The sequence below is a fragment of the Flavobacterium circumlabens genome, from assembly GCF_004345565.1.
In the GTDB taxonomy this organism is placed as follows: Bacteria; Bacteroidota; Bacteroidia; order Flavobacteriales; family Flavobacteriaceae; genus Flavobacterium; species Flavobacterium circumlabens.
On the sequence record NZ_SLWA01000001.1, the window covers coordinates 40,118 to 53,432 of the forward strand.

The following is a 13,315-nucleotide window of genomic DNA, read 5'->3' on the forward strand; positions in this document are numbered from 1 at the left end:
TAATATTTTAAAAATGATGAAACAAATCAAAACTTTACTAATTGCTGCTATGTTAATTTTAGGAGCGAGTAACTCAATGAACGCACAGGCTAAGGTAGCTCATGTTGATGTTAGCGAGATTATGTCGAAAATGCCTGCAATGCTTGACGCTCAAAATCAACTGCAAAAATTAAGTGGTACATATGATACTGAATACAAAAAAATGGTTGATGAATATCAGGTAAAAATTAAAAAGTATGAAGCTGAAGCTGCTACTGTAACTGAAGCTGTAAACGGTGACCGTTCTAAAGAAGTTCAGGACATGCAAAAAAGAATTGTTGACTACAGAGACAATGCTCAAAAAGAACTTCAACAAAAAGAAACTGATATCGTAAAACCATTAATGGAAAAAGTAAGAGCTTCTATCCAAAAAGTTGGAAAAGCGAAAGGTTTCCAATATGTTTTAGACGGTTCTACACTTTTATTAGCTGATGGTCCAAACATCACTGCTGATGTAAAGAAAGACTTAGGATTCTAAGAGAAACATTCTTATTATAAAAAACGGCTCAACTTTTTAAGTTTGAGCCGTTTTTTATTTCTTTTAATTATCATCAGCAGAATTTCACCGTAAACCTCAACTTTTTTTACTTGAAATTAGCTCATCACTCTGCTTTTTAAAATTATGTTGTACCTGAAATTTTCACGCTGTTTACATCTTTAAAACCAAATTTTACAATGGTATTTTATTCCTGCTTAAATCGTATTTTATTTAAAATCGGGATTGTAGAGCAACTAAGAAATATGTAACTTTGTCTTATGACGAATAATAATCCTATAGGCGTTTTTGATTCCGGCATTGGAGGAACTTCCATCTGGAGCGCCATTCACGAACTGCTTCCTAACGAAAAAACAATCTATCTGGCAGACAGCAAAAATGCTCCTTATGGTCAAAGGACCAAAGAAGAAATTGTTGATTTAAGCAGAAAAAATGTTGATTTTTTAATCGAAAACAATTGTAAAATAATTGTCGTGGCCTGCAATACAGCTACCACAAATGCTATTCGTGAGCTTCGTGAAGAGTATGACATCCCTTTTATAGGAATTGAACCTGCCATAAAACCTGCCGCTACTAACTCAAAAACACAAGTGATCGGCATTCTGGCTACAAAAGGAACATTAAACAGTGAGTTATTCAACAAAACTGCCGAAATGTTTCAGAACACTACAATAATTGAACAGGTAGGTCATGGACTGGTTCAGCTTATTGAAGACGGTAATCTTTATTCACCGGAAATGACTCAATTATTGGAAACCTATCTGCGGCCAATGATAGAGGCTAATATTGATTACCTGGTTTTAGGCTGCAGTCATTATCCGTACCTGATTCCGCAGATTAAAAAAATCCTTCCTGAGCATATTCAGATTATTGATTCCGGAGAAGCTGTTGCACGTCAGACACAAAATGTACTGCGTGAAATAGCCGGCCTTTCGGATGCAGAAGAAAGTGAACCTGTTTTTTATGTCAATTCAGATTCTGCTGTTTTAAACTCTATTCTCGAAAATAAATATACCGTTATAGAAAAGGATTTTTAAATCCCTATTCGAATTTTCGCTTGACAAACCAAATTCCATCCAGAGATAGATTAAGCGATATTTTATGGTAATTTTCTTTTATCAGATTATCTGAGACGCTCCCTTTTTGCCCGTAAGAGTACGAGATATTCAAAGCCGAAAAGGTATTTTCTATTGGCAATGAAAGTCCGACAGACAGGGCTGCGTTATTGACTCTTTTGCCATCGACTTCAAGATAACCGGTATCAAAATTTGCACCTGCTGAATACTGAATTTTATCCCAGTACTTTCGGGTATCTTTTTTTGATTTAAAGGTAAATCCTAATGCAAACCTGTCCTGATTCACAAAATCCCCGAATAACTCCGATTGATTCGTATCATTCCAAAGACTTTTTTCATAATCCAAAGTCATGTTCAAATTATTTTTGAAACGTTTGCTGATTCCTATACCAATTTCTAAAGGCAAATAATAATCATCGGTATCAGAAGCTTGGTTATATTCAAAAATAGTTTCAATTCCACCAGTTACACTTTCGGCACTCTGCACCTTGGACGCCCTTACCCTACTGGGCGCTTTAAAAGTGGAAGCAATAGTAAGAGTAGAATCAATTTTGTACTGAGCTCCCAGAGTTGCACGCACTCCATGATAACTTGTTTCTTTATTGATTGTTGTAAGCGAATTTGAAATCAGGTAACTCCTTTCGTCGGTAGTGTTTCCAAATAACCAGGTGGCAGAAAGACCTAGCGCAAGTTTATTTCCTAATCGGTAGCCGTATGAAAAATCAAAATTATTTAATCCTCCGGAGCCTGCCGCGGTTAAATAATAGGATTCCTGACTATTTTCGATAGGCAATTTTAAGTTAGAAATTTTAAATGAGGCACTCGAATAAGGTCTCAAAGCGGCACTAAATCCGGATTTTTTAGTTACCGGAAAAGCAAAAGCAATATGCGAGAACTGAAAATTATTTCTCTTTTCTGATTTTGAGCCACTCTGATAAGTAGTCGCTATAGCTTTTCCGCCAAGATCAAACATAAAATGATTTAAAGGCATATATCCTAAAGAAGCAGGATTGAGATTATTGATAAAATTATCGGATGGCAAAGCTATTCCTGATGACCCTATAGAAGGAATGGAACCAAAATCTGAATCATACAAACTGCCTACACCATATAAAGAATAAGGCGAACTTGAAATACTTTGAGAAAACGAGCTTAGCGACATTAAAATGAAGCAACTAAAAAAAACTATTTTATTTTTCATTTAATAAGTGATGTAATAAATTTTCAGCTGGATTTTATTGTTCAAATGTTTTTGGTCACCTAAAACAATTCTGTTTACAGCTTTATTAATTCCGGGTAATGTTAAAATCAAAGAAGATCTTGAGGCCGATTGTTTCAGTATTTCCCTTTGCAGAAAATTTCCAATACGAAATGAGTATCCCATATTTTCATTAAACTCGTCACTTTTCTTATTCAATATGCCATACACTGAATATCCAGCAGGATCCAATAAGTCACCGCTAATTCTGTTCAGATTATCAGCGACATGTACCTGAATCGAATCGGCCAGTGGATATTGCTCTGAAAAGGAATTATTAACCGGTTTTAAAATCAATTCGGCGTCAACAATTGCTCCTTTATCTGCAATATATTTCAGCTGTTTGATGTTTGGAAAATCGATTCTGCAGGCTACTCCGGTTCCTGATTGTATAAATCCCTGCCTGTTGGTTAGGGAACTGGAGAGCTTACTGCTTGAAATGGGCAGACTCTGAAGTATGGTGCCGGATTTATCTAATGAAATGGAATTAAATTGTTTTCCTGTATCGGTAATTACAAAATCTATGTACAACGATTTTTCGTCGGTGCTCTGGTATTTGGAGTAATACATCCTGACCACACTTGTACTTGGGTTAAAACCAATAATACTGGCAGAATCAGAACCGGATGGCACCAGAACCAAACCTTTTAAGTATTCCGTAAAACTCGTAAAATCAGTGATTTCCCTCTTTTTTATTCTTTGAAAAATTTCCGATCCAAAAACGGGATCCATTTTTATGTTAATGGAATCTTTTTCAACAGGCCTCGGTTTGTAGGAGACAGAGCCTAAACTTGCCGCACTGTAACTTAAAGTCGAGTTATTATAAAAATTATAATCATCTGTATTGGGCTTTATTTTCTGAAGTACCCGATGAATATCAAATGTCTGCACTTTAGTCGTATCTCCATAAAAATAATTATTATACTTTAAAATCATGGAAATCGAATCAAAAACATAATTCACCGCTTCTGTATCAGATCCCGGACTTGGCAGAGCATATACATCCGATTCTAATTGGAAATAACTATCCGATTGTACTTTTCCGAAAACGGGATCTGTATAATTTCCTACCAGAATCCTGCTTTGACCTGAAGTAACAAGTGAGTCAAAATTGATCGTTGACATTTCTACCGTAACCGTATCAATTAAAATTACTTTATTATTTACGGTCAGATAATCCGACCCTACTACAAACTCTCCTGCATCCGTATCTGTTCCGCATGAAAATAGTGTAAAGGCAAAAAACAACATTAATATAAACTTGTGCATAATCAGATTTTTGAACAAATATAAATGCTGCTCTTCTGCATCACACTATAACATATACAGGCAGGCCTTTTTGTACTATAAAAAGCGAAAAAACATCTATAATAGGTTTATACTAACAAATAGATCATTCAGCCATAAAAAAGGCTGTTTAGTCTATCAAAAAGTGCCATACATATATCTTCTTTTTTTTAAAAACATTAGGCACCTACTTTTGAGCCAATAATTTAAGTAATGAAAATAAGGCTTTTAATAGGTTCACTTTTTTTGATTTCATTTTATAATGTGAAAGCTCAGGAAAATTTTTCTGCAGCAATCAATGTCAAAACAGAACCAACAGCAAAAATTGATTTTAATGAAACAAATGCTGTACTGTCATTCCATAAAAAAATCAGTACGGCTATTACCGTAACCAATACATTAGCATACACGAATTTGAAAGTAAATTATGAATTAGGGAGTTTTAAGTCCTTTGAAAGTCTGGACAATTTTAACCGGCTTCAAAACAAATTTGAAATCACGCATGACTTTTCCAGTACAACAAAACTAAATGTTGCGGTTACCCCTACGGTTAATTTTCAGCAAAACCTTGACGCTTCTGATTTTTCGGTTTTAGGAAGTCTTGAAATCAGGCAGCAGCTGAATTCAAAAACTAGTATCAATGTTGGAGCTGCAAGAACAACCATTTTTGGATCTCCTAAATTCATTCCTACGCTGTCGTTACTTTATGCTGTAAACGATAAAAGTGCTTTACTGATCGGATTTCCGGATTCCAGACTCTCTTATTCTAATAATATTCGAAATACGTTCAGCCTGACAAATACTTTTAACGGCAGCTTTTACCATCTGGATCATTTGATTGCTACTACTGACAATGCTTCTAAAGTTACTATGTCGCAAATTACGTCTGCATTGGAATATGAAAGAAATGTCGATAAAAACTGGTTTATAAACCTGAAGGCCGGATATGATTTTAATAAAAAATACAATCTTATCGACGACGACAATCATAAAGTCTATGATTTTAATACGGGTAAGGGATACATTTTAGGAATTGGGATCAAATACAAACAATAAATAAATTTAATACACTATGAATAATCTAAAAAAAGGAATATTATTCGCGGCACTGCTTTCCAGCCTGTTTTTTATAAGCTGTAGTAACGACGACGACGATGACGATTTAATTGGAAACTGGATAAAAAAATCATCCTTTGATGGCCCTGCAAGATCCAGTGCAAGCAGTTTTGTTATTGGAGACTATGCGTATGTGGCTACCGGATATACCGGGGATGAATATTTAAAAGATTTATGGGCTTATAACTCAAACGGTGATTATTGGGAACAAAAAGCAGATTTCACAGGTATTGGAAGAAGTTCTGCCTCAAGTTTTACGCTAAACGGGAAAGGATATGTTGGTCTTGGCTATGACGGAACGAACAAACTGAAAGATTTTTATCAATACGACCCTTCAGGCAATAGCTGGACCCAAAAAGCGGATTTCGCAGGTACGGCAAGATATGCTGCTGTCGGTTTTCAGGCAGGTGGAAAAGCATATTTTGGAACAGGTTATGACGGAAATTATTTAAAAGATTTCTACCGATATGACGATCAGACCAATACATGGTCTCTGATGAACGGATTTAGCGGAAATAAAAGACGTAATGCAGCTGTATTTGTAATTGATGACAAGGCGTATCTAGCCACCGGAATCAACAACGGCGTTTATCAGGAAGACTTTTGGGAATTTAATCCGGCTACCGATGTCTGGACCCGAAAAAGAGATATCGACAAGGATGAGGACGACGATGACTCTTACAACGATGATTATTCTATTGTTCGTTCTAATGCATCGGGTTTTGCTTTGAATGGATTAGGGTATATTGTAGGTGGAGAAGGCCTGAGTACCATTTGGGAATATAGTCCGTCAACTGATCTTTGGACGGAAAGAACTTCTATGGAAGGGGCCTCAAGAACAGATGCCGTTGGTTTTACGATCAACAGCCGCAGTTTCTATATGTTAGGAAGAATAGGCTCGACTTATTACGATGATGACTGGGAATTTAAACCTTTAGAGGAACAAAATGATGATGACAATTAATACCAAAAGATTCTTCCGGTGCAACAGCCGGAAGAATTTGTTATTGATTTTACTTGTTGCACAACTGGCAGCCTGTACCAAAAGCAATAAATTAAAAAGTGAAACTTTTAAAACAGCCTCAGGCTGGGGATATTCTATTGCTTACAAAGATAAAATGATCATCAGGCAATCTATTATTCCGGTAATAAGCGATTCTAAAAGCTTTTCGACAGAAGAAGATGCCCTTAAGGTCGCCAATCTGGTCGAAAAAAAACTCAGCCGAAACATATCGCCAACGGTAACTAAAAATGATTTAATTTTATTAAAAATAAAATTCTAAATGAATATAGGTGCCATAAAAAATACCAGCTCAAACAAAATCCTGTTCCATGTTATTATATGGGTCTTCTTTATATTGACGTCATTGATCCAGTTTTACGAAAGTCCGTTTACTATCAATAATGATTTTTATGTACAGTGGTTTACCGGTATTGTTTTGTTTTATCTGAATTATTTTTATTTGGTTCCTGTCCTGCTGTTAGAAAAAAAATACTGGCTTTATTTTGTTTTTGTTTTAGCTCTAATCGTCCTTTTTATGATTATAAGGATGAATTATTTCATGCCTGAATTTAGGCCGGCAAGACCACCACTCAGAATGGCACCTCCTCCCGAAAGTGTGAGGTTATATTTAAAAGGCCACTCCGTTAGGGCGGTGATGGCAAGGCAGCCTTTATTTTTCAAGATTGGCCCTTCTCTTTTTTATATTTTGATCATTACTATTAGTGCTATTATCCGAACATTAACTGAATTTTACAACAACCAGCAAAACAAATTAATTGCCGAAACCCATAGAACTAATACTGAATTGATTTATTTGCGAAAACAAACCAATCCGCACTTCTTATTCAATTCATTGAACAGTATCTATTCCCTGGCACACAAGAAATCTGATTTGGTCCCTGATGCCATCGTGACATTATCTGAATTAATGCGGTATATGCTGTATGAAACAGACAATCAAACGGTGGCTTTAGAAAAAGAAATCAACTACATTCAGAATTACATCGAATTGCAAAAACTCAGGCTTAACAACATTGAGGACATTGTTATAAATGTCCATGGCGATACCCGTCATCAGTTTATTGAACCTTTGCTGCTGATTTCTTTTGTAGAAAATGCTTTTAAATATGGTACGGATTATAAAGGTGCCGCCCATGTAAAAATCAAAATTTTCATATTAGACAACAACCTTGATTTCTGGATCGAAAACACGATCGAACATTATGTCAAAGACCCTGAAAATTCAGGAATCGGATTAGTGAATATTCAAAGTCGCCTGGACTTACTTTATCCAAATGCACATGAACTTACCATCAATCAGGACAGTAAATTCTATCGTGTACATTTAAATTTAAAATTAGACAGTATTCAAACCGCAATAAATTAAGAACGTTATGGACAGAAAAAAGTTTATCCGAAGTGGTATTTTAGGAATTGCTTCATTAGCAACCGCTGCCAAATTATTAGAATCCTGTTCTAAAGATGACAATAACAACACTGATATCAACGCTTCCGATGATGGAACCTGTACCGTTTCCCCTTCTGAAACCAAAGGCCCTTTCCCTATTAAAACGCCAAGTCAGTTAGTTTTAGAAAACATCAAATCGGATCGAATCGGAATCGCCCTTCTTATTAATTTAACGATCGAAAGCAAAAATAATAACTGCTTGCCCCTAGCGGGCGTTTTGGTTGATGTCTGGCATTGCGATAAAGACGGGAACTATTCGGAATATGGAGGAACTACAATGCAGCAAACAGATTATACATCAGTTCATTTTCTGAGAGGCAGACAAACGACAGATTCTAAAGGTGAAGCCTCTTTTCTTTCGATTTTTCCGGGCTGGTATCAGGGCAGGGCACCACATATACATGTTGAAGTTTTAACAAGCAGCGGCACTTCCTTATTGGTCACTCAAATTGCATTTCCTGAAAATGTTTCCAGTGCCGTATATTCAAGTACCAATTATGCTTCTCATGGTCAGGCCGACACATCAAACACAAAAGACAATGTGTTTTCCGATAGCCTGGCAAATGAATTAGCCACCCTAACAGGCAATTTAACAGATGGTTATACATTAAGCAAAACTATTATTGTAAGCGGGTAATTTAAGCCGTAAAACGTTTTTTATGAAAACTTTAAAACTTATTTTAGGGGTTTCAAACTACTTTTGAGCACCAAAACAAATTTAAGAATCTAATTTCCAACAGATGAAATGTGTAATTATAGACGATGAACCGTTAGCGGTTGAATTATTAGAAGATTTTGTGAGAAAGATAGATTCGCTCGAATTGGTTAGTACGTTCAACAATGCCATCGATGCTGTTTCTTTTATCAATCAGAACAATGTCGATTTAATTTTTTTAGACATTCAGATGCCGCATTTCTCGGGAATTGAATTTCTGAATACAATCGAAAAAAAACCTCTGATTATTTTTACTACTGCCTATTCCGATTATGCTGTTGAAGGCTTCAATCTTGGTGCTGTTGATTATTTGGTAAAGCCAATTCCTTTTCACCGCTTTTTAAAATCAGTCGTAAGAGCACAACAGATTTTAAATCCGGCGGCCGCACTTCAAACCATTGCTGAAACCACTACAACTCCGGAATCAGAACAGGATTTTATGTTCGTGAGAGCAGAATACGAAAATGTAAAAATGAATTTTTCGGAGATCTTATTTATCGAGGGGCTGAAAGATTACGTAAAAATTTATACGACAGATAATAAATTTACACTGACCTTAATCAGTTTAATCAAATTAGAAAATTTACTTTCTAGTAAAGGGTTTTCAAGAATTCACAGATCTTATATCATTAACATAAAACATGTAAAATCAATTCAGAAAAATAAAGTCCTGATTAGTGATAAAAGAATTCCGATTAGTGAAAGCTATAAAACTGCTTTTTTCGAAAAGATCAATTTATAATCTTAAAAAATAAATTCCAAATCCCAATACGTCAAGATTGGAATTTGGAATTTATTTTTTGGATTTTATAAATTTCTTTATAATTTATTGTTCGTTTTTAAACCAGCCCGAATACATGACATAATTGTTAGAAATACGCTCGATTTCTCCCGCGAAATCAGACTGATCAATCTCTTTTACTTTTTTTGCCGGAACGCCTGCATAAATGCTTCCTGAAGTGACAACCGTATTTTGTGTTAAAACGGCTCCTGCTGCAATGATAGAATTGCTTTCTATGACACAGTTATCCATTACAATCGCTCCCATTCCGATTAAAACATTATCGTGAACCGTGCAGCCATGAACAATTGCATTATGACCTATCGAAACATTATTCCCTATAATAGTCGGATGTTTTTGGTAGGTACAGTGAATAACGGCACCATCCTGAATATTGACTTTGTTTCCGATTTTAATGAAATGCACATCACCGCGTATAACAGCATTAAACCAAACGCTGCAGGAATCTCCAAAAGTAACGTCTCCAACAATAGTTGCATTTTCGGCCACATAACAATCCTCAGGAATGGATGGAGATTTTCCGTTTACAGATTTAATTAACATAACAAAAGATTTTAATTAATAGCAGGACAATTACAATCGTAACGTTCCTTTTTACAAAACAAATTGATTCCTAAAGTAATCTGATGATAACCCCCGGTATCAAATTTCACATCTCCCGTAACTTGAGAATACGTATAAGCAAACATGAAATTTTTATAATTTAAACCTATAATAGGTGTAATATATTGTAATTTTTGAGAAGCAACCCCGCTTCCGGCACTGTATTGTGCGCCATCAAAACTTCGTCTGTACGATAAGGCAGCCCATAAGCTTCCGAAATCCATATTTTTATAGGCCTTTAAATTTACATCTATTGATTTTTCCTTCGTCTCATCAAACAGCTGAAATAAAACGGAAGGTTCCCATGTCATACTTTCTCTTTTACCAAAAACATATCCCGCACTCAGGAGATACTTTCTCAAATTATTACTTTCATACTCTGTATATAATTCCCTTCTGGTTTCTAAAACACCCTGAACAGTAGCATGCGCATAAAAGTTCAAATAATTATACGATGCTCCAAAATCGACATTGAAATAAGAATCTTTCTGAATAGATCCGAAGACAACGGGATCAAAAGTAGTCCCAAATTGCGTTTCGTCTAACTGACTCTGAATTACTCCGCCGCTGATACCAAAGGAAAGCTGATTCAAATCAACTTCATCTCTTGAAAACATAATATGGTGTGCATAAGTAAGCTTCAGTCCCTTTTGCGAATGGTATCCATTTTTATCATTAAAGACAATAATTCCGGCTCCGGAACGCTCTCCTATCCTTCCATTAAAACTTAACGTCTGAAGAGAAGGCGCATCTTCCTGTCCAAACCATTGCTTTCTGGCTGTCAATCGTATTTTTGCACAATTGGCCGCTCCCGCCATAGAAGGATGGATTAGATAATAATTATCGGATAAATAGTCTGAATAAACCGGAATGCCTTCTTGTGAATAAGTGTATAAAGAGGTAACCAAAAAAATAAATAAAACCTTGATTCTAAATTCCATAAAGGCAATTTTGTTTAAATATATTTTTGACTCTTCTATTTTAATACGATTAATTTGAAAAGAGTCTTAATTATTTTATTAAAAAACCAAATATAGGTATTAGTAGAAAATAACTTTACTAAATTTGCCAAAAAATACAGCTCATGACAAAAATCACTATAAAAGAAACTCAAAATCCAACTATTTTAAAGTTTGAGTTTGAGGATTTCATTACTCAGAATCAAAATTTTGAATTTAAAAATATCGATGAAGCACAAGCTTCACCCCTGGCGCAGCAATTGTTCTATCTTCCGTTTGTAAAAACAGTGTATATCTCCGGTAATTTTATTGCTATTGAAAGATATAGTATCGTAGAATGGGATGACGTAAAAGATGCCGTTGCAGAACAAATTGAAGCATTTGTAGACAAAGGCGGCGTTATTATAAAAATCGACGAAAACGCTGCAAAAAAGCAACCGATTACCGTTTATGGTGAATCAACTCCAAATCCTTCTGCACTAAAATTTGTTGTAAGCAGAATGCTGACCAGAAACGCTGTAGAATATAAAAATATCGATCAGACCGCTTCTTCTCCATTGGCAAAAGAATTGTTTAAATTTCCATACGTGAAAGAGGTTTTTATAGATGAGAACTACATCTCCGTAACCAAATATGACATTAATGACTGGCAGGAAATCACACTTGAAGTCAGAACTTTTATCAAACAGTTTATCGAAAACGGAGGAACTGTTCTGGATGAAACTTTAATTGAAGTTGCAACAAAAAATGATATCACCAAAGATGAAGCTTTTGACAAATTAGACGTGACTTCCCAACAAATCATTAACATCCTGGAAGAATATGTAAAACCGGCAGTAGCAGCTGACGGAGGAAATATTGCTTTTGATTCTTATAATGAAAATGACAAAACCGTAAAAGTAATTTTGCAGGGTGCCTGCAGTGGTTGCCCCTCTTCTACTTTTACGCTTAAAAGCGGTATTGAAAATATGCTGAAAAGCATGCTGAACGATGAAGCTATTAAAGTAGAAGCGATAAATGCATAAAAAAAGCAGCATAAAAAAACGGAAGCGCCTTTTATTAAGGCGCTTTTTTTATAAAATCATATCTCCCTAATTTTCAGTAAATTATTCTGCTTATAATACTATAAATTCTGTAGAAATAGTTAATATTGTAATATAAACTAATCAAAAACCAGAAACTATGGGATTATCTTCATTCTTTAAGAATTTATTTGGCTCAGCCAAAGATTCAGCTACAGATTTGGCCAATCAGGCAGAAACCACTTTTGATCACGCTAAAGAAGCCGCTGCTCCTTATATCGACAAAGCAGAAGCTTTTGCTGAAGAGACTATTGCAAAAGCCAAAGAAGCCTCAGAACCAATCCTTGAAAGTGCGGCTGAATACGCACATCAGGCAAAAGAAACAGTGAGTGAATATGTAGAAAAAGCCTCAGAATCAATAAGTGATGTAATCGATTCTGTAAAAGAAAAAACAAGCGAAGTTTCCGGCGAGACTAAAACTATAATCCCTGAAACGGTAGTAGATACCCGTGAAATAACAACAACTGCAACAGACGAAATTATTGATACTATTCCTCCTAAGGAATAAGGATTGATTTTTTCTTATAAAATAAATATATCTATATTTGCAGCATTAATACGCCTTCTCTTTTGAGAAGGTTTTTTTATTCGAAAAAACATGAACCTTGATCCAAATCAGTTTAGCAATTACGTCACGAAATATGCTGACGTATTAGTTGATTATTCTCTTAAACTAGTTTCTGCCTTTATTATTTTATTTGTTGGTATCTACGCCATCAGATTAATAAACAGGCTCATTACGAAGGTAATGGTACAAAGAAATTTAGATCCTACTTTAACAAAATTTCTTTCGGACATCCTGATATGGGCACTCCGAATTTTATTGTTTGTTACTTTCATTTCAAAATTAGGAATAGAAACATCATCATTTGTTGCCATTTTAGGAGCAATGGGACTTGCCGTTGGTTTATCTCTGCAAGGTTCGCTTTCTAATTTTGCGGGCGGAATGTTAATTATCGTTTTCAAACCTTTTAAAGTGGGAGACACAATTGAGGCTCAGGGCGTTGTAGCCACTGTAGTTGAGATTCAGATTTTCGTAACTAAAATGCTGACCGCCAACAATCAAACTGTGTTTGTACCTAACGGCGCATTGTCAAACGGAACGATTATTAATTATTCGATGCAGGGAGAAAGAAGAGCTGATTTAACTTTTGCTATTTCGTACGATTCAGATATTAAAAAAGCAAAGGAAGTGCTTTTGAATGTTTTAAACACCAATCCTAAAGTACTTAAAAATCCCGCACCTGAGGTTTTCGTTAAAAATTTAACTGCGAGTTCTATTGAATTTTCTTTACGTCCATGGGCTAAAAACGAAAATTTCGGAGTTGTTTTTGCTCAGACCCTGGAAAATTGCAAAACTGCATTAGATGAAGCGGGGATTGCGATTCAGCCGTACACGCTTCAAAAATAA

At 35.4% G+C, this 13,315-nt stretch carries 15 protein-coding genes; 11 read left to right on the forward strand and 4 right to left on the reverse strand.

The genetic code is table 11. From position 1 onward, the window contains the following. Positions 1–13: 13 nt before the first annotated feature. Together EV142_RS00180 and murI are read left to right on the forward strand one after the other, a co-directional pair. The gene (locus EV142_RS00180; RefSeq protein ID WP_171571238.1) at positions 14–517 is read left to right on the forward strand and encodes an OmpH family outer membrane protein; all 504 of its coding nucleotides are present in this window, start codon (positions 14–16) and stop codon (positions 515–517) included. Between the two features lie 278 nt (positions 518–795). Continuing rightward, on the forward strand, positions 796–1,572 hold the full coding sequence (murI, locus tag EV142_RS00185) for a glutamate racemase (RefSeq protein WP_132031570.1): 777 nt from the start codon (positions 796–798) through the stop codon (positions 1,570–1,572). A gap of 4 nt (positions 1,573–1,576) precedes the next feature. On the opposite strand, the gene EV142_RS00190 is transcribed toward murI, so the two are convergent. Next, positions 1,577–2,812: an aromatic hydrocarbon degradation protein gene (locus EV142_RS00190; protein ID WP_132031572.1), complete on the reverse strand. Its 1,236-nt coding sequence runs from the start codon at positions 2,810–2,812 to the stop codon at positions 1,577–1,579. After that, on the reverse strand, positions 2,813–4,138 hold the full coding sequence (locus EV142_RS00195; RefSeq protein WP_238698613.1) for a DUF4270 family protein: 1,326 nt from the start codon (positions 4,136–4,138) through the stop codon (positions 2,813–2,815). A 231-nt stretch (positions 4,139–4,369) separates the two neighbouring features. Here EV142_RS00195 and EV142_RS00200 point away from each other — a divergent pair, with 231 nt between their 5' ends. The 6 genes from EV142_RS00200 (at position 4,370) to EV142_RS00225 (ending at position 9,200) form a co-directional block, all read left to right on the forward strand. Then, the gene (locus tag EV142_RS00200; protein ID WP_132031574.1) at positions 4,370–5,212 is read left to right on the forward strand and encodes a DUF6268 family outer membrane beta-barrel protein; all 843 of its coding nucleotides are present in this window, start codon (positions 4,370–4,372) and stop codon (positions 5,210–5,212) included. A gap of 16 nt (positions 5,213–5,228) precedes the next feature. Further along, positions 5,229–6,236, forward strand: coding sequence for a Kelch repeat-containing protein (locus EV142_RS00205; RefSeq protein WP_132031576.1), 1,008 nt, complete (start codon positions 5,229–5,231; stop codon positions 6,234–6,236). 43 nt (positions 6,237–6,279) lie between these two features. Then, positions 6,280–6,555 (forward strand): DUF4907 domain-containing protein, encoded by a 276-nt coding sequence (locus EV142_RS00210; RefSeq protein WP_238698615.1) that lies wholly within the window; start codon positions 6,280–6,282, stop codon positions 6,553–6,555. Further along, the gene (locus EV142_RS00215; protein WP_132031578.1) at positions 6,556–7,662 is read left to right on the forward strand and encodes a sensor histidine kinase; all 1,107 of its coding nucleotides are present in this window, start codon (positions 6,556–6,558) and stop codon (positions 7,660–7,662) included. A gap of 7 nt (positions 7,663–7,669) precedes the next feature. Continuing rightward, positions 7,670–8,380, forward strand: a complete 711-nt coding sequence (locus EV142_RS00220; protein ID WP_132031580.1) for a dioxygenase family protein — start codon at positions 7,670–7,672, stop codon at positions 8,378–8,380. A gap of 103 nt (positions 8,381–8,483) precedes the next feature. Continuing rightward, positions 8,484–9,200, forward strand: a complete 717-nt coding sequence (locus EV142_RS00225; RefSeq protein ID WP_132031582.1) for a LytR/AlgR family response regulator transcription factor — start codon at positions 8,484–8,486, stop codon at positions 9,198–9,200. 84 nt (positions 9,201–9,284) lie between these two features. Here EV142_RS00225 and EV142_RS00230 read toward each other — a convergent pair whose 3' ends face one another. Next, complete coding sequence (locus tag EV142_RS00230; RefSeq protein ID WP_132031584.1) at positions 9,285–9,803, reverse strand: gamma carbonic anhydrase family protein; 519 nt, start codon at positions 9,801–9,803, stop codon at positions 9,285–9,287. A gap of 11 nt (positions 9,804–9,814) precedes the next feature. Then, the gene (locus EV142_RS00235; RefSeq protein ID WP_132031586.1) at positions 9,815–10,804 is read right to left on the reverse strand and encodes a PorP/SprF family type IX secretion system membrane protein; all 990 of its coding nucleotides are present in this window, start codon (positions 10,802–10,804) and stop codon (positions 9,815–9,817) included. 143 nt (positions 10,805–10,947) lie between these two features. On the opposite strand from EV142_RS00235, the gene EV142_RS00240 reads away from it, so the two are divergent. The 3 genes from EV142_RS00240 to EV142_RS00250 all read left to right on the forward strand — a co-directional run bounded on the left by EV142_RS00240 (position 10,948) and on the right by EV142_RS00250 (position 13,315). Continuing rightward, the gene (locus EV142_RS00240; protein ID WP_132031588.1) at positions 10,948–11,847 is read left to right on the forward strand and encodes a NifU family protein; all 900 of its coding nucleotides are present in this window, start codon (positions 10,948–10,950) and stop codon (positions 11,845–11,847) included. A 157-nt stretch (positions 11,848–12,004) separates the two neighbouring features. Next, entirely contained in the window at positions 12,005–12,412 is a 408-nt protein-coding gene (locus EV142_RS00245; protein ID WP_132031590.1) for a YtxH domain-containing protein, read from the forward strand. Positions 12,413–12,502: 90 nt separating this feature from the next. Beyond that, the gene (locus EV142_RS00250; protein ID WP_132031592.1) at positions 12,503–13,315 is read left to right on the forward strand and encodes a mechanosensitive ion channel family protein; all 813 of its coding nucleotides are present in this window, start codon (positions 12,503–12,505) and stop codon (positions 13,313–13,315) included.